General features: G+C 64.2%; 20 protein-coding genes and 1 pseudogene. 13 read left to right on the forward strand and 8 right to left on the reverse strand.

The genetic code is table 11. From position 1 onward, the window contains the following. The first annotated feature begins 130 nt into the window (after window positions 1-130). From CXQ91_RS14710 to CXQ91_RS14725, 4 genes are read left to right on the forward strand one after another with little or no spacing between them, the layout of a single operon-like run. Window positions 131-1,132, forward strand: coding sequence for a tripartite tricarboxylate transporter substrate binding protein (locus CXQ91_RS14710; RefSeq protein ID WP_104174652.1), 1,002 nt, complete (start codon window positions 131-133; stop codon window positions 1,130-1,132). A gap of 5 nt (window positions 1,133-1,137) precedes the next feature. Next, entirely contained in the window at window positions 1,138-1,728 is a 591-nt protein-coding gene (locus CXQ91_RS14715) for a tripartite tricarboxylate transporter TctB family protein (RefSeq protein ID WP_104174704.1), read from the forward strand. Window positions 1,729-1,737: 9 nt separating this feature from the next. Further along, entirely contained in the window at window positions 1,738-3,270 is a 1,533-nt protein-coding gene (locus CXQ91_RS14720; RefSeq protein WP_104174653.1) for a tripartite tricarboxylate transporter permease, read from the forward strand. Then, complete coding sequence (locus CXQ91_RS14725; protein WP_104174654.1) at window positions 3,267-3,671, forward strand: universal stress protein; 405 nt, start codon at window positions 3,267-3,269, stop codon at window positions 3,669-3,671. Before CXQ91_RS14720 ends, CXQ91_RS14725 begins: the two co-directional genes overlap by 4 nt. A gap of 503 nt (window positions 3,672-4,174) precedes the next feature. Here the strand turns inward: CXQ91_RS14725 and CXQ91_RS14735 are convergent. Next, the gene (locus tag CXQ91_RS14735; protein WP_258073998.1) at window positions 4,175-4,864 is read right to left on the reverse strand and encodes a TetR/AcrR family transcriptional regulator; all 690 of its coding nucleotides are present in this window, start codon (window positions 4,862-4,864) and stop codon (window positions 4,175-4,177) included. Window positions 4,865-5,005: 141 nt separating this feature from the next. Here CXQ91_RS14735 and CXQ91_RS14740 point away from each other — a divergent pair, with 141 nt between their 5' ends. Both CXQ91_RS14740 and CXQ91_RS14745 read left to right on the forward strand, forming a co-directional pair. Then, complete coding sequence (locus CXQ91_RS14740) at window positions 5,006-6,391, forward strand: NAD(P)/FAD-dependent oxidoreductase (RefSeq protein WP_104174657.1); 1,386 nt, start codon at window positions 5,006-5,008, stop codon at window positions 6,389-6,391. Between the two features lie 58 nt (window positions 6,392-6,449). Further along, window positions 6,450-7,988, forward strand: a complete 1,539-nt coding sequence (locus CXQ91_RS14745; protein WP_374953663.1) for an APC family permease — start codon at window positions 6,450-6,452, stop codon at window positions 7,986-7,988. A 19-nt stretch (window positions 7,989-8,007) separates the two neighbouring features. On the opposite strand, the gene CXQ91_RS14750 is transcribed toward CXQ91_RS14745, so the two are convergent. Next, on the reverse strand, window positions 8,008-8,214 hold the full coding sequence (locus CXQ91_RS14750; protein ID WP_104174659.1) for a hypothetical protein: 207 nt from the start codon (window positions 8,212-8,214) through the stop codon (window positions 8,008-8,010). Between the two features lie 123 nt (window positions 8,215-8,337). On the opposite strand from CXQ91_RS14750, the pseudogene CXQ91_RS25640 reads away from it, so the two are divergent. Further along, window positions 8,338-8,451 (forward strand): annotated as a pseudogene (locus CXQ91_RS25640) (pyridoxamine 5'-phosphate oxidase); the annotation flags it as partial. Between the two features lie 3 nt (window positions 8,452-8,454). On the opposite strand, the gene CXQ91_RS14760 reads toward CXQ91_RS25640, so the two are convergent. Further along, window positions 8,455-9,060 carry a DUF6919 domain-containing protein gene (locus CXQ91_RS14760; protein ID WP_104174660.1) on the reverse strand — a complete coding sequence of 202 codons (606 nt, stop codon included), beginning with the start codon at window positions 9,058-9,060 and terminating at the stop codon, window positions 8,455-8,457. A gap of 103 nt (window positions 9,061-9,163) precedes the next feature. Continuing rightward, a complete protein-coding gene (locus CXQ91_RS14765) occupies window positions 9,164-9,745 on the reverse strand; it encodes a hypothetical protein (protein WP_146072344.1) in 582 nt (193 codons plus the stop codon). Between the two features lie 168 nt (window positions 9,746-9,913). Between CXQ91_RS14765 and CXQ91_RS14770 the strand changes: the two genes are divergently transcribed. Together CXQ91_RS14770 and CXQ91_RS14775 are read left to right on the forward strand one after the other, a co-directional pair. After that, entirely contained in the window at window positions 9,914-10,303 is a 390-nt protein-coding gene (locus CXQ91_RS14770; RefSeq protein ID WP_104174662.1) for a VOC family protein, read from the forward strand. A gap of 62 nt (window positions 10,304-10,365) precedes the next feature. Then, entirely contained in the window at window positions 10,366-10,545 is a 180-nt protein-coding gene (locus CXQ91_RS14775) for a PspC domain-containing protein (RefSeq protein ID WP_104174663.1), read from the forward strand. Here the strand turns inward: CXQ91_RS14775 and CXQ91_RS14780 are convergent. From CXQ91_RS14780 to CXQ91_RS14795, 4 genes are all read right to left on the reverse strand, one after another. Beyond that, complete coding sequence (locus CXQ91_RS14780) at window positions 10,529-11,593, reverse strand: LacI family DNA-binding transcriptional regulator (protein WP_104174664.1); 1,065 nt, start codon at window positions 11,591-11,593, stop codon at window positions 10,529-10,531. The genes CXQ91_RS14775 and CXQ91_RS14780 overlap by 17 nt on opposite strands. A gap of 58 nt (window positions 11,594-11,651) precedes the next feature. After that, a complete protein-coding gene (locus CXQ91_RS14785; RefSeq protein WP_104174665.1) occupies window positions 11,652-14,243 on the reverse strand; it encodes a GH32 C-terminal domain-containing protein in 2,592 nt (863 codons plus the stop codon). Window positions 14,244-14,342: 99 nt separating this feature from the next. Beyond that, window positions 14,343-15,548, reverse strand: a complete 1,206-nt coding sequence (locus CXQ91_RS14790; protein WP_104174666.1) for a NosD domain-containing protein — start codon at window positions 15,546-15,548, stop codon at window positions 14,343-14,345. 112 nt (window positions 15,549-15,660) lie between these two features. Continuing rightward, entirely contained in the window at window positions 15,661-15,855 is a 195-nt protein-coding gene (locus tag CXQ91_RS14795) for a hypothetical protein (protein ID WP_104174667.1), read from the reverse strand. A gap of 355 nt (window positions 15,856-16,210) precedes the next feature. Here CXQ91_RS14795 and CXQ91_RS14800 point away from each other — a divergent pair, with 355 nt between their 5' ends. The 4 genes from CXQ91_RS14800 (at window position 16,211) to CXQ91_RS14815 (ending at window position 20,805) form a co-directional block, all read left to right on the forward strand. Continuing rightward, complete coding sequence (locus CXQ91_RS14800; protein ID WP_104174668.1) at window positions 16,211-17,488, forward strand: sugar ABC transporter substrate-binding protein; 1,278 nt, start codon at window positions 16,211-16,213, stop codon at window positions 17,486-17,488. Window positions 17,489-17,572: 84 nt separating this feature from the next. Next, window positions 17,573-18,460 carry a carbohydrate ABC transporter permease gene (locus CXQ91_RS14805; protein ID WP_104174669.1) on the forward strand — a complete coding sequence of 296 codons (888 nt, stop codon included), beginning with the start codon at window positions 17,573-17,575 and terminating at the stop codon, window positions 18,458-18,460. Then, window positions 18,460-19,413, forward strand: coding sequence for a carbohydrate ABC transporter permease (locus CXQ91_RS14810; RefSeq protein WP_104174670.1), 954 nt, complete (start codon window positions 18,460-18,462; stop codon window positions 19,411-19,413). The genes CXQ91_RS14805 and CXQ91_RS14810 overlap by 1 nt, the downstream gene beginning before the upstream one ends. A gap of 27 nt (window positions 19,414-19,440) precedes the next feature. Beyond that, window positions 19,441-20,805, forward strand: a complete 1,365-nt coding sequence (locus CXQ91_RS14815) for a right-handed parallel beta-helix repeat-containing protein (RefSeq protein WP_104174671.1) — start codon at window positions 19,441-19,443, stop codon at window positions 20,803-20,805. Window positions 20,806-20,847 lie beyond the last annotated feature (42 nt).

Raw genomic sequence — 20,847 nt, forward strand, 5'->3', positions numbered from 1 at the left:
TATCACTCGATGCATATTCGGGCTTAGACATGCATCATAGTGGCTTCTTACACTCGATACAGCTAACCGGCCGTGATCCGGTTCACAAACGCCCGGGGCAGTTGCCCCACAGTGCTAACGAGGAGTTCCAATGATGCACTTCCCCACCCGCCGAGCCGTACTTGGGACGGCTTCGGCCATAACGCTCCTGGCCCTGACTGCATGCGGCAACGTTGCCGGCGGCAGTGCCGATTCGTCGAAATTCCCCAGCGGACCCATCAACGTGACCGTGGGGCAGGCCGCAGGCGGCAGCACGGACCTGATTGCCCGGGCCGTCGCCGAGGGCGCCTCCAAGACCCTCGGCACCCCGATGCCCGTAGTCAACAAGCCTGGCGCCAACGGTGCCCTCGCCACCAAGGAAGTGGCGGGCAAGCCGGCCGACGGCCAGAACCTGCTCCTGGTGACGGCATCGCTTGTCACCATCACGCCGCTGGCGGTCACAGCGGACGAAGCAGTCAACATCGACGACCTTGACATCATCACCGGCCTGTCCCAGGACGACTACGTGCTGGTTGCCAGCACCCAGTCCGGGTTCAAGAGCATCAAGGACGTGACCGCGGCCGGCCGCAACATCACCTTCGGCACCACGGGTGTGGGCACCGGCAGCCAGCTGGCCCAGACCGTGCTCTTCAAGCAGGCCAACGTGCAGGGCACCGACGTTCCCTTCGACAGCGGCAAGCCCGCGCTGACGGCTGTCCTGGGCAACCAGGTGGAGCTGGCGACCATCCAGCTTGGCGAAGCAATGCCGCAGATCCAGGCCGGAAAGGTGGCCCCGCTGCTGGTCTTTTCCGAGGAGCGGAACAGCTTCCTCCCCGAGGTCCCCACGGCCAAGGAATCCGGCTATGACGTGCCGGTGGCCCAGTACCGCGCCGTCGCAGCCCCCAAGGGGACCCCGCAGGACGTGAAGGACAAACTGCTCGCTGCCTTCAAGGAGACCTTCAAGTCGGATGCCTACAAGGAGTTCAACAAGAAGAACATGCTGACCCCGAAGGAAATCTCCGGCGAGGAAGTGGTGACGCAGTGGAAGGACTACGCCGCCAAGTACAAGACCCTGGTTGAAAAGTACGACATCAGCCTCAGTGGAACGAAGTGATTCCAGTGAAGGAAACACCTGCAGCGGGAGCCGGCCGCAAGCCGACGGAGCTGCCGGCAGGGTTGCCGACAAGGCTGCCGGAGGAGCTGCCGGCTGACTTGCCCGATGACCTGACGCCGGAACAGCTTGCGGCGCAGTGGGAAGAGGAGAAGCCGCCGGCTGCCGGCCCCCTTGCCAACGCCGCGTCATCCCTGGCGGTGCTCGGCGTCGGCATCGGTGCGCTGGTACTGTCCGTCGCGATGGGCCTGGGTACTCCGTCAGCACCGCAGCCCGGGCTGTGGCCCTTCATCATCAGCTGCGTCATGGTGGCCCTGGGCCTTTTCCAGCTCATCGCGGGGCGCCACAACCGGGACGCGGAGAAGTTCACCCGCATGTCCACGGCCCCGCTGACCGGCCTGGTCACGCTCGCCGCCATGGTGGCCCTGATGCCGCTGATCGGCTTTGAATTGCCCGCACTGGTGCTCTGCATCATCTGGATGCGTTTCCTGGGCGGCGAGACCTGGCGGTCCACGCTGCTCATCAGCACCATCGTCGTCGCGGCGTTCTACGGCATCTTTGTCCTGGCGCTCGGCACGTCCATTCCCCACCTCTTCTAGGAGACCCCCGTGGATTTTCTAAATCCCGTTATCAACGGATTTGCGGTTGTCCTGGAGCCGACCAACCTCCTGTACTGCCTGATTGGCGTCGTGATCGGCATGCTGATCGGCGTGCTGCCAGGACTGGGGCCCGCGGCAACCATCGCCATCCTCCTTCCGCTCACCTACAACGTGGAGCCTGTCACCGCCATCATCATGCTGGCCGGCATCTTCTACGGCGCCCAGTACGGCGGCACCATCACGTCCGTGCTCCTCCGGCTGCCCGGTGAAGCGTCCTCCGTGGTTACCGTCTTCGACGGCTACCAGATGGCCAAACAGGGCAAGGCCGGGACCGCACTGGGACTGGCCTCCATAGGCTCATTCGTCGGCGGCACAGCGTCCATCATCGGCCTGACATTCCTTGCGCCGGTCGTGGCAAGCTTCGCACTGGATTTCGGCCCGCCGGAGTACACCGCCCTGGCGATGCTGGGCATCCTGCTCGTGGCCACCATCAGCAGCGGATCCAAGGCCAAGGCGCTCGTCGCCGCTGCCCTCGGACTGCTGCTCGCGACGGTTGGCCGGGACATCTTCACCGGTGAAAGCCGGTTCACCTTCGGCAGCCTGGACCTCGCTGACGGCATCGACTTCGTGCCGATCGCTATGGGCATCTTTGGCCTCGGCGAAATCCTCTACAACCTCGAGGAGCGCCACCGGGCTGCGAAAGCGCCCTCCAAGGTGGCCAATGTCTGGCCGTCACGGAAGGACCTGAAGCAGGCGTCCGGTGCGATCGGACGCGGCTCTGTCCTGGGCTTCTTCCTGGGGATCCTCCCCGGTGGCGGGGCCACCATTGCGTCGATGGCGTCCTACGCCATGGAGAAGAAGCGGGCCAAGCAGCCTGAACGTTTCGGCAAGGGCGCCCCGGAGGGCGTCGCCGGACCGGAAACGGCCAACAACGCCGCGGCAACCTCGTCCTTCATCCCGCTGCTCACCCTGGGCATTCCGGCCAACGCCACCATGGCACTGATGTTCGGCGCCCTGCTGATCCAGGGCGTGACCCCGGGGCCGCAGCTTGTGGAACAGGATCCGGAGCTCTTCTGGGGCGTGGTGAACTCCATGTACATCGGCAACATCCTGCTGCTGATCATGAGCCTTCCGCTGGTGGGCATCTTTGTGAAGATCCTCCGCGTCCGGGCCGCCATCCTGGCTCCCGTCACGGCCCTCATCACGCTGATGGGCGCCTACACCATCAACAACAGCATGTTCGAGGTCTCGCTGGTGGTCGTCTTCGGCATCGTTGGCTACCTGATGAAGAAGTTCGGCTTCGAACCGGGGCCTCTGGTGCTCGCGTTCGTGCTCGGCGAACTGCTGGAAAGCTCCATGCGGCGCTCACTGCTCGTATTCGGCGGCGACCCCATGGGCTTCTTCGGCCGTCCGATCTCCGCCACGCTGATTGTGGTATTCGTCCTGGTCGCTGTGCTGCCGGGTGTCAGGGCCATGCTGGCCACGCGCAAGGCCTCCGCAGCAGCAGAGCCTGCACCGGCCAAAATCAAGGAGAAGGTATGAGCATCATCGTTGGATTCGTTCCCACCCCTGCGGGCGAGGCCGCACTCACGGCAGGCATCGCCGAAGCTACCCTCCGCAACGAGGACCTGGTGATCGTCAACTCAGCCCGGGAGGGTGCGCTCGTGGACAAGTCCGTGGCGGGCGAGGACGTGCTGGCCCGGGCGGCCCAGCGTGCGGCGGAGGCCGGCGTCACGGCAAAGGTCATCCAGCCGCCCTACCATCACGACCTGGCCGACGAATTCCTGGACGTTGCCCGCGAAGCGAACGCGTCGCTGATCGTCATCGGCCTGAGGCACCGTTCGCAGGTTGGCAAATTCATCCTCGGCAGCCATGCCCAGCGCATCCTGATGCAGGCTGACCGCCCGGTCCTGGCAGTGAAAGCCGACGGCGCGCACTTCTAACGCAGGCGCTTCCAGCGCGGACCCGCCGCCACGCGGCCCTCCGCCGAGCGTCACTTCGCGGAACGGCTGGACCGCAGGCGATCCGCACCCAAGGGGCGGTACGCGGCCTTCACAGGTGCGCGGCCGCCCCTTCCCGCACCCACTACAAAAGTCTTCCTGAGGACACCATGACCATAGTTTTGAACGCACCAGTTTGAGCGCACCCGATGTGAACGCCCGGGCATCGAACAGCCCGCGGCACCCTGCCCGCCCGCCCCGCCCCGGAGCCCGCGCCCTGGAGCCGATGCCCAACTGGATGAAGCTTTCGCGCAAGGATGATGTGGAGATCTTCCGCCGCGGTGAGCTCGTCGCGTCCGGCCGCGTGGACATGCTTGCCCTCGACGGCAGCGTGTTCTGGGTTGTCCAGAATGACGGACAGGGCCGTGCCATGTTCCTGCACAGCGACGGATTCACTGTCCCCGCCTGCCCCGCGCCCGCCCCGTCGACTGACCGCCAACCTCCGCCTACTTCCGCAGTGCCCCCAGCCCGGAAATCAGCGCCTCCAGGCCCAGGCTGAAGGCGACGTCGGCAGGCCTTTCGTGGCCCTGTTCCGCCAGGCTCCGCACCGCTGCCGTGAAGTTGGGCGTGGATTCCGCCATGCTGCCCGGATCGAAGATGTCGGCCGGTGCCGTGACGTCGTAGGCCGAACCGAAGATAAACGACTCCAATGCCACGATTGAGGAAACGATGCGCTCCTGGGGGAACCCGGCCTCGCGCAGTCCCTGGCTGACGGTCTCGTACATGGCCAGGGTCTGCGGCGCATCCGTAACCGGCAGGACCGCGATGACCGGGATCAGCGGAGTGTGCTTGGAAAAGACGTCCCGGTAGCTCCACGCCCACTGCCGCACGGCCTCGTCCCACGGCTCCGTGCCGAAGGCGGACACATCCACCAGCGATGCGAGGTGGTCCTCCACCAGGACCAGGACGTCCCGTTTGGACGTCACATGGTTGTAAAGGGCCGACGGCGCCACCTGCAGTGAGCGTGCCAGTGCGGCCATCGTCAGGCCGTCGTAGCCGCTCTTGCCGATCAGCCGCAGCGCGGCAGACGTAATGACCGCCTGGTCCAGCACTGCCGAGGATGGCCTTCCCGCGCGGCGCTTTGCCGGGATTTCGGGGTGGCGGGAGTCCGTGGCTGGTCGTGCGGCTGCCGGCATCGTCGGCCTTTCTGCTGGCGGGGTCCCCAGCATTATTCCATTGACCCCTTCCGTGACGTCCCTGAACCCGCTATAGTTTTCCTAAATGAATGGCATTCATTTAGTGGTTCGCATCACAGTGGCGGCCACGGAGAGGACATCATGCTGGAACTTGACCGCGACGTCGTTGTCGTAGGAGCCGGCCCCTCGGGCCTCACGGCAGCCCGCGAACTGAAGAAGGCCGGCCTCAGCGTCGCCGTGCTGGAAGCGCGGGACCGCGTGGGCGGCCGCACCTGGACCGACACCATCGGCGGCGCCATGCTGGAAATCGGCGGCCAGTGGGTCTCGCCGGACCAGACGGTGCTCCTGGAACTCCTGGACGAACTCGGCCTGGAAACCTACTCCCGCTACCGCGACGGTGAATCCATCTACATGGGCGCCGACGGGAAGAAGACCCGCTACACCGGGGACTCCTTCCCGGTCAGCGAAACCACGGCAGCCGAAATGGACAAGCTGATTGGCCTGTTGGACGGGCTGGCGGCTGAAATCGGCCCCACCGAACCCTGGGCCCACCCCAAGGCGCGCGAGTTGGACACCATTTCCTTCCACCACTGGCTCCGCCAGAACTCCCCGGATGAGGAGGCCTGCAACAACATCGGCCTGTTCATCGCCGGCGGGATGCTGACCAAGCCCGCGCACGCTTTTTCCGCGCTGCAGGCCGTGCTGATGGCAGCCTCCGCGGGATCGTTCACGCACCTGACGGATGAGGATTTCATCCTCGACAAGCGGGTCGTGGGCGGTATGCAGCAGGTCTCGCTGCTGCAGGCGCGGGAGCTGGGTGACGACGTCGTGCTCAACAGCCCGGTGCGCACTATTAACTGGACGGAAGAGCGCGACGGCGGCCCGCGCGTCACCGTGGTGTCCGAGCGTGCCACGGTTAACGCCCGCTACGTGATCATGGCGGTGCCGCCGAACCTGTATTCGCGCGTCTCTTTCAACCCGCCGCTGCCGCGCCGCCAGCACCAGATGCACCAGCACCAGTCCCTGGGCCTGGTCATCAAGGTGCACGCCGTCTACAAGACGCCCTTCTGGCGCGAAGACGGGCTGTCCGGAACCTGCTTCAGCGCCGGCTCGCTGGTGCAGGAGGTCTACGACAACACCAACCACGGGGATTCCCGCGGCACCCTGGTCGGCTTTATTTCCGATGAGAAGGCCGACGCCGTCTTCGAGCTCAGTGCCGAGGACCGCCGCCGCACCGTCCTCGAATCCATCGCGGCCTTCCTGGGGGACAAGGCACTCGAGCCGGAGGTGTACTACGAATCCGACTGGGGTTCCGAGGAATGGACGCGCGGGGCCTACGCCTCCAGCTACGACCTCGGTGGCCTGCACCGCTACGGCAAGGACCAGCACCAGCCGGTGGGGCCCATCTACTGGAGCTCCTCCGACCTCGCGGCCGAGGGGTACCAGCACGTGGACGGAGCTATCCGGATGGGGCAGCTGACTGCCGCCCGCGTAGCCGCCGTCGCCAGGGTCACCGCCCCGGCCTAGGTAGTGGGTTCCGTCGGCGCCTGCCGCCGGAACCGGGCGCCCCACCATTCAACGTCGAATGAACCCCCCGAGAGGCAACCCCGTGTCAACCGCAACCCAGCCAGGCAAGGCTGCACACAAAACCCTGAGCGAAAAGGGACTGAAGGCCGGATCCGTGGGGCTGACCGGCGCCGTCGTCATCGGGGTGTCCTGCATTGCCCCGGCGTACACCCTCACTGCAGCCCTCGGCCCCACCGTGTCCGAGGTGGGCGTCCACCTGCCGGCGATCTTCCTGATGGGGTTCATCCCCATGTTGCTCGTTGCGCTGGGCTACCGCGAACTCAACAACGCAATGCCCGACGCCGGGACCTCCTTCACGTGGGCAACGCGCGCCTTCGGGCCGTGGATCGGCTGGATGGGCGGCTGGGGCCTGATCGCCGCCACCATCATTGTGCTTTCCAACCTGGCCGCCGTTGCGGTGGACTTCTTCTACCTCATGCTGGCCCAGCTCTTCAGCAATCCTGAACTGGGCGAGCTGAGCAAGAACCTGCCCCTCAACATCGCCACCACGCTGGTATTCATTGCGCTGGCCTGCTGGGTTTCCTACCGCGGCATGGAGGCCACCAAGAGCGTCCAGTATGTGCTGGTGGCATTCCAGCTCCTGGTGCTCGGCTGGTTCGCGGTGGCTGCGTTCAGCCACGTTGCCAACGGCTCGGCCTTCGACGCCACAGCCATCTCGCCGGACTGGTTTAACCCGTTCGCCGTGGATTCCTTCTCCTCCTTCGCCGCCGGTGTGTCGCTGTCGATCTTCATCTACTGGGGCTGGGACGTCACGCTGACCATGAACGAGGAAACCCGTAACCCGGAAAAGACGCCGGGCCGGGCCGCGACCGTTACTGTCCTGGTAATCGTGGTCATTTACATGACCGTGGCGCTGGCCACGCTGTCCTTCGCGGGAATCGGCGAGGAAGGACTGGGCGCCGGAAACCCCGAGAACCAGTCCAGCATCTTCGCCGTGCTCGCCGGTCCGGTGATGGGCCCGTTCGCCATCCTCATGTCCCTGGCAATCCTGAGCAGCTCGGCGGCGTCCCTGCAGTCCACGTTCGTGTCACCGGCGCGGACCCTGCTGGCCATGGGCCACTACAAGGCGCTGCCGCTGAAGTTCGGTAAGGTCAGCTCCCGCTACAAATCCCCGGGCTACGCCACGGTGGCCGCGGCCGTGGCGGCCGCCGCCTTCTATGTGATCACCCGGACCACGTCCGAGAATGCGCTCTGGGACACCATCACTGCACTGGGGATGATGATCTGCTTCTACTACGGCATCACGGCCCTGGCCTGCGTCTGGTTCTTCCGCGCCCAGGCCTTCAGTGGAGCGCGCGCATTCCTTTTCAAGTTCCTGGCACCGCTGCTGGGCGGCGTCATCCTGCTGGTCATGTTCGTCAAGACGGCCTACGACTCCATGGATCCTGACTACGGTTCCGGGTCCTCCGTGGGCGGCGTGGGGCTGGTGTTCATCCTCGGCATGGGCGTGATCCTGCTGGGCGCGGCGCTCATGCTGGTGATGGCCAGGCTCCGCCCGGAATTCTTCAAGGGGCAGGTCCTGTCACGCGGGATCTAAGGTCCGGCGGGATCTGGGGTCAGGCGCTGTTCCTGGCACGCGCCCGCGAGGCCCTGATCATCATCGAAATGCTGATCGCTTCCACCACGGCAATGGCAGCGCACATCCAGTAGAGGCCGTTCAAGGCGACCAGGACGATGGCAATCACGCCGGTTACGACGGTGACGATGACCGGGATCAGCCAATCCGGGCGCACGGACTTGGGTGCGGTGTCCGGCGTGGTCATGAGTTACTCCTGGGCTTGGGTGTGGCTTGTGGTTTAGTGCTGCGGGTCATTGAAAGTAAGCACACTTACTAATAGGCTGAACCGGGTGGGGACTTCCCCAGCCTGGACCAGAACGGGGAACACCGAGAGTACTGGACCAGCCCCGGCGGCAGGGCGGCAACGGTGCTTCAGTGGATCAAGTCCAAGGTGACGCACAGCCGCATGAGCGTCGGCGACAGCGGAACCGTGGACCTGTAGTCCTCACTGCAGTTGCCGGAGTGCTGACAGCACCTCCGGCAGCAGCACGTCGTTCCGTCCCCACACCGGGTCCAGGACCTCCACGTACCAGGAATCGGCCAGGACCAGGGCCAGCGATTCGTTGGTTTCATCCGACCAGTCGCGGAGCTGGTCTTCGTCCACGGGGTTTTCGCTGGACCCGAGGACCGTAACCACGTCGGCGCCGTCGAATGTGACCGGTACTGCCGCCGCGCTCGTTTCACCAGGGGCATGGCCGATGGTGATGAGCTCGGACCGGGTGGACAGGGCCATAAGTTCGGCCGCCGCCGCTGCGCTGCAGAAACCGGTCACGTACTGGCGCTGTGCATGGCCGTCGTCGGAGCGCACGCCCGGCTGGGATTCCTTCGTGAAGAGCCCGTTCCGGTTGATTTCCGCGAGGTCTGCGGCGATGGGCCGGGTCTCCTCGTCGAAGCTGGGCGCAAAGGTGCCGGGCTGGTATTCGCTCCGGGACTCAAGCCAGCGGGCGGTGAGCTCACCGGCCGCTGCGAGCGTGGTGGCCTGCCGCCAGACTCCCCGGTCCGATCGCAACCTGCCGTGCTGGTCTCGTGTGTCCGTGACTAAAGGCTCCATTATGGGATGCTACCGCCGCTGGCTCAGGCCGGCCCAATGTCACCGACACACCGGTTAACGTCCGCGCGGTGTATATCCCGCGGCTTACGGCGGCTCGGGCGGCTCACGGGGAAGGGACGCCTGCTGCAGCTTCAGCCCGCCCCAGGGCATGTTCCAGCCGGGTGACGGCGGGAACGTAGCCCGCGGCTTCGACGGCGCGGAGGCGTTCGGCTTCCTTCATGGCTTTGATCAGGGCCGCCGTTTCGGGCCGGCGCACGTCCGTCATATCCGGGAAGTCGATGCAGCACGCGGGATCGAGCTCGTAGCGCTGCCACCGGGCCAGCACCGTGCGGTGGCGTGCTGCCGCAGCCTCCAGGTCCTGGTGTGTGGCGGCCCGGTGCAGCCGCTCTTCCTGCCAGGCCAGCACGCGGGGACTCCACACAAACGACGCCGCCGCCGTGAATGCGGCGAGGGAACCGGTTGCCAGGCCTAGCCACGGTGAAGCAAGTGAGGGGATCAGGACAGCCGGGAACACGATCACCAGTCCGGCGAAGGCGTCCCAGAAGACGGCGTCGAGCTGCCCGGCGTCGCGCCTGGCGTGGTACCGCGCCGAAAAGACCGCACCGGCCACGCCGCACACCACAACGGCGGCACAGACGGCCAGCTGCAGGGGCCCCATGGGGACCGACTCCGTGATGACAGACACCGCTCCACCTCCAACGGAACCTGACCGGGGTGGCTGGGCTCCGCTAATTCCATTGGAATCCCGGCAGGCCCGGCAGTCAATGGGCAGGACTCCCGACGTGTCCTGCCCGGGCTTTTTTGCGGCCCGGTCCCGTTCCGGGGCGGGCGGCGCACGGGTAGCCTAGGCACCATGCGACTAAAAATGTGCAGCATCCACGTCAAGGATCCGGCCGCGGCCCACCAGTTCTACACGGAGACCCTGGGCTTTGAGACCCTCATGGTCATGCCCGAATACAACCTGTACATCGTGAAGGATCCCGGCTCCAACGGGGGCAGTTCCGCGTCTGTGGGGCTGCTGCTGGAGCCCAGCGACAATCCCATTGGGGCGGACTACATGAACGGCCTGCACGACGCCGGGATTCCGGCGATCGTCTTCGGCGTTCCCGACGTCCGGGCCGAGTACAAGCGGCTCACTGCCCTGGGCGTCATCTTCCAGGCCGAACCGACCGAGGACCCCACCGGCATCTCAGCGGTGCTGGACGACGGCTGCGGGAACTTCGTTCAGCTGCACCAGGACTAGGGCAGGACCAACGGCTCGGGGGGGCTGGACCGGACCCGCCCCACGGCTGGTACTGTGGCCGCATGACTGCAGCTTTGGTTCGGCCCAGGAATGGCAAGATGATCGCCGGCGTCTGCGCCGGCCTAGCGGCAAGGTTCGGTATTTCAAAAGCCCTCGTCCGAATTGGCTTTGTGCTGTTCGGCCTGTTCGGCGTGGGTGAGTTGGTCTACATCGCGTTGTGGATCATTATGCCGAAGGAGTGACTTCCTGTCCTGAGCATGGTGCCGCCACCGAATCCCGCACCACCAGGGGGCATGCCAAAACGGTGGGGTGGGCTGCGAAGGGCCCCAGATCAGTCTTGCCTTCAATGGCGTCAATGAGGTTTTCCGTGGCCCAGACGCCCATCTCGTAGTGCGGCAGTGCCACCGTGGTGAGGGCCGGATGGAGGTTCTCGGCGATGAGTTCCTGGTTGTCGAAGCCAACCACCGAGAGCTCGTCCGGAATCCTGAGGCCAAGTTCGCCGGCGGCCCGGTACAGGCCCATGGCCATGCGGTCGTTGTAGCAGAACACGGCCGTTGGCCGGTCCTCCGACTGCAGCAGGCGCACTGCCGCCTGGTAGCCACCGGGAACTTCGGAGTGCTCGGACTGGACCAGTCGGGAGTGGAACTCCAGGCCGGCATCCGCGAGGGTCTCTTTGAAGGCCCTGAGCCGGGAGTGCGTGGCGGGGACGTCATCGGTGTTGTTGATCATCCCGATCCTGGTGTGCCCGGCGTCGATCAGGGTCTGGACCGCCGCGCGCGCCCCACCCTCCTCATCAGGGATCACCGACGGGACGGTGTGGCCCACGTCCTCGGAATCGACCAGAACGGACGGAAGCCCGGCCAGGCTTTTCGGCACGCTGAACCGGCGGTGGTACATCGTGGCGTACAGGATGCCGTCGACCTGGCGGTCCAGCAATGCGGCAACATCGTTCTCCCTTGAATCCGCCGATCCGGTGCTGGTGGAGTTGATGATCATGATGTTGTAGCCGCGGCGCTTGGCGGTTTCTTCCGAGCCCAGGATGATCCTGCCGGCGTGCGGAGTAGTGGCGATTTCCTCGCTGATGAACCCGATCATCCCGGAGCGCTGGGTCCGCAGCGCCTGCGCCAGCCGGTTCGGGCCGTACCCGAGCCGGCGGGCAGCCTCGTGGACCCGTTCCCGGGTTTCAGCCCCCACCCGCGCGTAGGCAACATGGTTAAGGACGTGGGAGACGGTGGTGACGGACACGCCGGCCGCGGCTGCTACGTCCTTGATTCCCACTGACTTGCTCATGCGTCTCCCACGTCCTTATGTTGTTGCTGATTCTACGTGCGGCTCACACGGGCCGCGGTCAGCCTCCCCACATGGCCCGGTTCAGGGGAGTCACCGTCATGCTTTCGAGCCGTGCGGTTCCGCCTTCGGAGAAGACCGAGATGTTGGTCGCGCCAGCGTCCGGAAAGACCTGGTCCGTGATGGTCGTCAGGCCGTCCTGGGCGAAGAGTTCCACGGATGCACGGTCCACATACAGGCGCAGGCGGAGCCGGCCATTGATCAACTCGACCCGCGGGTCGTCTACTGAACTGAAGGCTGGATGAAACCCCTCGTTGCCGGAGCTGGTCCTGTCGATGGAGAGCCGTTTCGTGGACGGAGCGTAGCCGATCCGGGTGGCTTCGGTTCCGTTGCCAAGGACCTTCAGGCCAAACGACGACGCCGTGCCGGGGGAGAACTCGGCATCAATCTGCACCACGTCCCCTGTGACCGGAAGCGTGGTGGTTCCCGGCACGATGTCCTGGGCCGGCGCCGTGTACGTGGCTGCCGTGTTCTTCAACGCATCGGCCTGGGACACCACCTGCTGCCGCAGCCGCGGGCCCATGGACGTTTGGGTCAGTACGACTTCACGCGGCAAGGCCATCGTTCCCCGCCAGGTGGTGGTTGGGGTGTCCTGGCCGTAGTCCCAGTTGTTCATCCAGCCCACCATGATGCGCTTGCCGCCGGGAGCGTTGTTGAAGGACACCGTGGCGTAGTAGTCCCTACCCCAGTCCAGCCAGTCGTGCTGCTCGAGGTGGGAGGCGTCCGAGGAAACAAACTCATCCGCCAGGAGGTGTCCCCAGCCGCCGCGGTTGTTGTCCACGATCCTGATGGTGGCCTGGCTGCCCTTGTAGGCGCTGACGTCCCAGGCTTTCCACTCCAGATGTTCGGAGTCGTTGCCGGTGGCGGTCCGGACGGTCTGGCCGTTCACCACCAGGTTCACCGTGGTTTCGTTGCTCCGGGGCTTCGCCTGCTCCGAACCCAGCACCATGTGGTCAACCGTCAGGTGGCCCCATGGCCCGGTTGCGTTGTCCACAACCCGGATGCGCGCGATCTGGCCGTACCAAGGGGACACGTCCCAGTTCTGCCAGTTCAGATCGCCTGAATTCGTTCCGGTTGCGGTACGCACCGGCACGCCGCCCACCAGCAGTTCGACCTGGAGCTGACCGTCAGTGCGTTGGCCACCGCCAAGAAGGAAGCCGATATTGGTGTTGGTGAGGTAGAACTCCGGGGACGTTATGGTGCCCACATTGTTGTCCTGATTCGGTCCCCCTTCGAAGGTGTTGATCCGTTTTCCGATGGCGAATTCACCGCCCGACGTCGAGGGGTTGACTGCCGCCTGAAAGTCGCCGGCGAGCTGCCAGCCGGCTTGGGTGAGCGTTCCGGGGTAGTCGAAGCCGTCGAACAGCAGATAGCCCGGAGGGGCCTGGTTTCCCGACTGGTTGCCGGGTTCCTGCGGGTGCTTTCCGCCGCCGGCAAGGAAGTTGAGGTAGTCCTTGTCCACCGTGAAAGGTGCTGATTCCATGGTGCCAACCGGGTTGTCGCCGCCGTGGAAGCTGTTCAGCAGCCCGCCTCCGATGTTGCCTGTGACCGCCATTTGTCCTGAAAGACTCCCGGGGGCGGGGGCGCTTCCCCAGGGGCCGGAACTGTTCGACGGATCGTTCTGGACGTTCCAGCCGCTGTAGTTGCCGCCGTTGAAGCCGGCATGGACGTTGCCGGGTGGAAGCTGGTCGGCGGGATCGATGTTGTCGGCGGTGAACGTTGTGCCGTTGAAGGTTCCGACGAAGTATTGTCCGCCGCTGCCGCCGGCGACGGCTCCGGGGTTGATGTTCACGGCGAGGACCCACTTGACGTTATTAGGGTCTCCGTCGACGGCAAGGGGGAACAGATCCGGGCATTCCCACTGCCCGCCCGTCGCATTTGCCGGACCGAAGCCGTCCAGATAGTTCCATTGCAACAGGTCGTTGCTCTTGTAGAAGAGGACCCGGTGCTCGTCTGCTTCAACGGCGGCCATCACCCAGTAGTCCGGACCGGTCGGGTTGTCGTACCAGAAGACCTTGGGGTCGCGGAAGCTGGAGGTGTTCCTGTTGAGGACCGGGTTGTTGCCGTACTTGGTCCAGGTCTGCCCGTCGTCGGTGCTGAACGCCAGTGACTGCGCTTGTTTGCCGGCGAGGCTGGGGTGCGCGGCAGTGTAATTGCTCGTGTAGGTGGCCACCAGTGGCGGATTCTGGAGAGTCCCCAGTCCGCTGGTGTTCTGGGTGTCCACCACTACCGACCCCGAGAAGATTTCCTCGATGACCTGGCCGGATCCGTTGAACCCCCGCGGAATAGCGAGCGGCTGTTCCTCCCAGTGGATCAGGTCGGTGGAGGAAGCGTGGCCCCAGCTCATGTCCCCCCAGCGTGTCCCGTTGGGGTTGTACTGGTAATACATGTGGTATTTTCCGTTGTGGTAGACGAGCCCGTTGGGGTCGTTCATCCAGTTCGCTTCCGGCGTGTAGTGCACGTACGGCCGGTATTGCTGGGTGGCCGGGTCCGGGTCGGTGGCCTGGGCGGTACTGGCGGCAACGGTGAATGAGGCGGCGGTGAGTGCCAGGGCCGCCCCGATCGACATTAAGGCTTTGATGCGATTTGTCATCTTTGACAGACCTTTCGTCTAAGGCTTGCGTTGCAGTACGACGACGGCGGACCCACCCTTGGGGCGGTGTCCGCCGTCGTCCTTTTTCATGCCGTGCGGTTACGGCGTGGGCCTGAACGCGTAGTTGGACGCGTACCGCACCACCTGGTTGCTATCGCCGCTGTCCAGCACCTTCGACCCGGAAGTTGATGCGTCCAGCACAACGGTATGCACCGTGATGGCTGACACCGTGTTGTTGGTGGCGATGTAGTTGTTGTTGCCGGAAGCCACCAGGATGATGGTGGGCGTCTGCCCTGACGGTGTGACGGACCCGGAGGCCACGTCGAAGCTGAAGTGGTTTCCCGTGACGGTGTTGTTGCTGCCCGCGATGTGCACCAGTCCGAAGAGATCGTCCAGCCCGTTGGTGTAGGGCTTAAGAGGATCGAAGGGTTCCATCTGGCGCAGGAAATGGTTGGCCCCCACAAGGTTTTCCGTGCAGCTTCCTTCAAAATTCACCATGCCGGGGTAGAACGCATGGAAACGGTTGGACGTGATGGAGGAACGCGTGCAGTCCTTGAAGTGCACGCTGCTCTTGCCCCTCGGGAAGACGTTGTTGCCCGTGACCAGCAGGCCCATGTGCCCCTCGGCGAAGATCGAGAATCCCACGTAGCCGGCCCCAATGAGGTTGTCCGTGACCTTCGAGGCCTGGCCCGATCCGGCCAGCTCCACGCATGATCCGCATTCGGCCAGGAAGTTGCCGCTGACGCTCAGGGCGTCCGCATCCCTCACCACGAGGCCATGCTCGAGATACACCATTCCCATGCCTTCGACCCGGCAGGAATCGTTGGCAGAATCGAAGCGGATGCCTGTTTTGCCGTTGGTGTAGTCGTTCTCGTTGGACCCGAAGGACACTCCGTCGAGGCAGAAGTTTTCGAATACCACCGAGCTGAGCCGTGGATCCCCGGCGCGGTAGACCCGGAAGGCGTCGGTGTTCCCGTCGGTGTTTTCCACCCGTACGCGGCTGCCGCCGGGATTGATCTCGTGCCAGCCTGAGGTGCTGCCGGCGTTGTAGCGGATGCTCAGGGAGGTGAAGCCGTGGCCCGAGCCGCGGATGGTCAGGAAGCTGATGTCCACGTTGACGCGGGTTTTGAGGGAGTAGTCTCCCGGCGGGATGTAGATGACGGCGCCGGGCTTGGACGCCTGGCTGGTCTGCTGGCTCTTGATGTCAGCGATGATGCTGTTCATGATGAGCCCGATGTCGTTGTACGGGGTAGCGGACGGATTCCCTGGCACGCTCCAGGTGGTGACGTCGTAGACGGTGGTCAAAGCTGGTTCTCCTCACATCGTTGGGGGACTGAACATTGGTGCTTTCGGTGCTGGGCCCACGCTGCCCGGGTTCCCTGGCCGAGCGTCAGCGAGGTCAGGGAGGCAGTGGGGACTAGAGGACGCCGATCAGGTGGCGGTGTCCCGACGGCGGTAGTCCGGCCTCGGCCGTTTCTGCCACCTGAGCGGGTGCTGCGGCTGCAGCACTGCCGGTGGCTGCCAAGGTGAAGGCAGCGCCTGCCACTGCTGCCGACGCCGTGAGGGCGCGCAGCACGCTCCGGCGGCTGATGATGTCCGGGATGGGTTTCATACGTTCTCCTTTGAATGGGGTCCCCGGCTGAGCCGTACGACAGTTTGGGAAGGGGTTCGAACGTTAAGAGCGGTTTGCCGGCGGACGGGAAGGTGCGCCGTCAGGCGGGATGCGGAGGCACACGGCCGATGCCAAAACTTGCCAAATCAGCCAAAATATGCCAAAACGGTTTGTCTACCTGCGCCGCTGACTCTAGGGCCGCGCTGGCCCGCACGTCAAGGCCCAAAATATTTCGCGTTGTGACGCTTGACACCCTTCCTCCGGCGCCCATAAAGTGATGCCAAGTCGTTTTGGCAAAACGATTCTCCACCCCTAAACACTCTTGCCATCCCGTTCCGAGAGAAAGTCGACAGCGATGTCCACTCGAAAGACCATCTCCAGGCTCGCCTCCATCAGCGGCCTTTGCACCGCAGTCGCCCTTGTGGCCACCGGGTGCGGTGCAGGGGGCCCGGCGTCATCCGGTAGCGCCGCAAGCTCCGTCAACGTCCTCGTCGAAGCCGGCGGGCACGCCGAGCTTGCCGGCGTTGCTGAGGCCTGCAAAAAGGACACCGGCCTCGACGTCAATTTCGTCGAATTGCCCTACGACGGCCTGTTCAACAGGCTTTCCAGCGAACTCTCCTCCGGCACCGTCTCCTTCGACGTTGCCGCCCTGGACTCCGTGTGGCTCCCCAGCTTCAAGGACGCAGTCCAGCCCATCGACGAGCTGTTCACAGATGAGGCCAAGAAGGACATCTTCCCCGCGCTGGTCAAGGAAGCAAACATCGATGGCCACTTCATCGGCATGCCCGCCTGGACCAATGCCGAAATCATCCTGTACCGGAAGGACCTCTTCGAGGACGCCAAAAATAAGGCCGACTTCAAGGCAAAGTACGGTTACGAACTGGCAGCCCCCACCACCTGGAAGCAGTACCAGGACATCTCTGAATTCTTCACCAAGGACGGCATGTACGGCACGGACGTGAAGGGCGCCGTCGAAACCGAATGGTTGGCCCACGTTCTCCAGGCTGGGTCTCCGATGGTTCTGGACGACAAGAACAACGTCGTGGTCGACAACGCGGCCCACAAGGAAGCTCTCGACTTCTATACGAGCCTTGTGAAGTCCGCACCGTCCGGAGCCGCGCAGGTTGACTGGGCCGCCGCGCAGAACCTGTTCAACCAGGGCAAGACCGCGATGACCAAGTTCTGGGCCCACGCCTACCGACAGATTCCCACCGACGCCGCTGTCTACGGCAAGGTGGGCGCGGCGCCCATGATCGGCGGATCCGCCGGCGTTGCCGGTGTCCCGGGGCCGTGGTACCTCTCCGTCCCCAAGGCGACGAAGAACGCAGACGCCGCCAAGAAGTTCATCAAGTGCGCCTACGACCACAACGATCTGGGTATCGAGTCCACGCTGGGCCTCGCCGCCCGCATCTCGGCCTTCGAGAAGTACCAGGACAAGCCCGGTTATGAGAGCTTCGGGCCACTGATCGAGACGCTCAACGGCAAAGCCACGGCAACCCGCCCGGCAACGGCGAAATGGCAGCAGATCGTGGACACCGTGCTTGTTCCGACCCTGCAGAAGGCAGTGGCCGGCGGGGACAGCGCGTCCCTCCTGGCTGAGGCCAAGACCAAGATCGAGGCCCTCGTCAAGTAAGACTTCGCGGCTGGCACCGCCTGATGCTGCACTGACAGCAGAAGGGGGTGCCGGCCGCGGACCCAACCAGCGGAAGAGAACCCCGTGCGTATCACTGATCGCCGCTTCGCCCTCTATTTGATGACCCCGGCAGCGTTGTTCCTCGCAGTATTCGTTGCCTACCCCCTGTTCAGGCTCGTGGCCGACAGTTTCTTCAGGATTTCCCCCGTCCTCGGCGGTCCCCGCGACTTCGTGGGCCTGGACAACTACGTCCGTGCCTTCGCCTCCGAGGCCTTCATGGGTGCGGGCTGGCGGACCCTCGCCTACACCCTGGTGGTGGTGACACTCGAGTTCGCCCTCGGTCTGGGCATGGCGCTGCTGTTCACCACGCTCGGCCGGAAGTCCCAGGTCTGGCGAACCGCCTTCCTATACCCGCTCATGATCGCCCCGATCGTCGCCGGCCTGCTGTGGAAGTTCCTGATGATCGACAACTTCGGTCTCATCGGCACCCTCCTTCACCAGGCAGGCATCCTCTCCGACCCGAACCAGATCGGCTGGTTGTCGAATCCGGACATCGTCCTGTTCTCCGTTGCGATCCCCGACATCTGGCTGACCACCTCGTTCATGTGCCTGGTGCTGTTCGCCGGCCTCCAGAACATTCCGGGCGACCTGATCGAAGCGGCCCGGCTGGACGGGGCACGCGCACCGGCCATGCTGTTCCGGATTATCCTGCCCCTGCTCCGGCCTGTCATCGCTGTTGCGCTGGTGGTCCGCGGCATCGACGCAGCCCGCGCCTTCGACACCATCCTGATCCAGACCAACGGCGGGCCCCAGTCCGCCTCCGAAACCATGAGCCTGCTGATCTACCGGACCATGATCCGCTTCGGCGATCCCGGACTGGCAAGTGCCATGGGAACCATCTACCTGCTGGCCATGCTTGGCATTGCGTTCTTCGCCGTGGCCACCATCTGGCGGCCAGGAAAGGACAGCTGATGCGCGTTGCAGAAAAAATTAAGCACGACGGCGGGATGCCGGCTGCAGTGCCTGCCCAGCCTTCTGCGGAGGCGTCCGTGCCGGCCGGCATGCGCCGGCGTCGGGCCGTGAACCGCGAAGGACTGGAGGCCGGCAAACGCAGCACGCGCACCATCCTGTGGATCCTGCTCGCAGCCTCGTTGGTGCTGTACGGGTTCCCGTTCCTGTACCTGCTGCTCACATCCTTCAAGCCCCCCATCGACACCATCGCCGTGCCGCCCACCATCCTGCCCAAGGAATGGACGCTGGTGAACTACGTCAATGCGCTGGGCCGCAGCGGCGTGGTGGCCTCCATCATCAACAGCACCCAGACGGCCATCATCAGCACGCTGCTGTCGCTGCTCCTGGCCGTTCCTGCGGCCTACGGCATCACGCGGTACAAGACCGCCAGCGGAAGGGTGTTCATCATGGCCGCGCTGGTCACCCGCATGGTGCCGCCGGTGGCCATCGGCATCCCGCTTGCTTCCATGATGGCCTCGGCCGGGCTTGCCGATACTCCGATTGCCCTGTCCATCGCCCACACCACCATTTCACTTCCCTTGTCCATCTGGCTGATGGCCAGCTTCTTCGAAGCTGTTCCACAGGACTTGGAGGAGGCAGCGACAGTGGACGGCTGCAGTAGGCTGGGCGCCCTGTGGCGGGTGGTGATCCCTGTGGTCTCCGGCGGCATCGCCGTCACCGCGATCTTCGCCTTCCTGGCCTCCTGGAACGAGTTCCTCTTCGCCCTCCTCATGACGGCGATCCGCTCCCAGACCACTCCCGTGGTCATCGCGAATTTCCAGACCCAGTTCGGCCTCGACTGGGGATCCATGACGGCACTGGCTGCCGTCTACTCGATCCCGGTCATCCTCCTCACGCTTCTCCTGCAGCGCAAGATCGTCGCAGGCATGACGCTCGGCGCCGTCAAGGGCTGAGAAACCACAGCACAAAGGGAAGAACCTATGTCAAGCAACAACTGCTACGACGTGACTACGTGGCCCGTCGGCAATCCGTCCGAGGACGTCGGTGAAGTAATCAACAGCATCATCGCTGACATCAAGGACCGGCAGACGGTCACCGATGCGAACAATGGAGGAAAGCCAGGCGCGGTGATCTACATTCCGCCCGGGGATTACCACCTCCGCACGCAGGTGGTCATCGATGTCAGCTTTCTCAGGATCCATGGTTCGGGACACGGCTTTACGTCGTCGAGCATCCGGTTCAACGTTCCCGAAGACGAATGGCCCGACCTGCATGAGCTGTGGCCCGGAGGGAGCCGCGTTATCGTCGACATTCCCCTCGGCGGAGACGTGGAGGAATCCAAGGGAGCCGCCTTCTACGTTGAGCGAAGCGGAAGCCCGCGGATCAGCTCGGTCGAGTTCTCCAACTTCTGCATCGACGGGTTGCACTTCAACCCGGATGGTTCGGGGATGCATCCGGAGAACACCTACGTCAACGGCAAGACCGGGATCTATGTCGCGAACGCCAATGACTCATTCCGGGTGAACGGCATGGGCTTCGTCTATCTTGAGAACGCGCTCACCATCTACAACGCGGACGCGCTTTCAATCCACGACAACTTCATCGCTGAATGCGGAAGCTGCATCGAGCTGCGCGGGTGGGGACAGGCATCAAAGATCACCGACAACCTGGTGGGAGCAGGCCCTAAGGGTCACTCGATCTACGCCGAGAACCATGGCGGGCTCCTGATAACCGCGAACAACGTCTTCCCCCGTGGTGCGAGCAGCGTCCATCTCAACGGCGTCACGCGGTCAAGCGTCACCAACAACCGTTTGCATTCGTTCTATCCCGGAATGCTGATTCTCGCGAACAGTTCGGAAAACCTCGTGGCCACGAATCACTTCCTGCGTGACCATGAGCCCTGGACGCCCTTCCTGGGAGTGGACAACGGACTGGACGACCTCAACGGACTTCTCTCTGTCAGCGGCAGCAACAACTCTGTCGTCGCCAACCACTTCTCCCAGATCATCGACGCACAGAGCATCCGCCCAGCAGGTGCGACGCCTGTCATCATCCGGCTCATGGCGGGGGTTGGCAACTTCGTCTCCAACAACCACGTGGTGGCGATGGACATTCACTCCACGTCAAGTGACTCCTGCTTCGAGGCTCAAGTGGACGCTCTGTTGACCACCGAGGCCGCGAACGGCCTCGCCGTTACGGCCGTCATGGTCGATTCCGAATCAGCCCGGAATACGATCCTTGATTCCGGAAGTGACGCCCAAGTTATCGCAGACAGGGCTGTTAACGCCTTGAGGGCCACACCCACGGTCGGTTTCCAGACGGCACCTGCACTCGTGGCCAAGTAACCCGCTCAGGCCCGGCGGGACCCGGGGATCGCCAAACGGGCT

The sequence above is a fragment of the Arthrobacter sp. Y81 genome, from assembly GCF_002929335.1.
Taxonomy (GTDB): Bacteria; Actinomycetota; Actinomycetes; order Actinomycetales; family Micrococcaceae; genus Arthrobacter.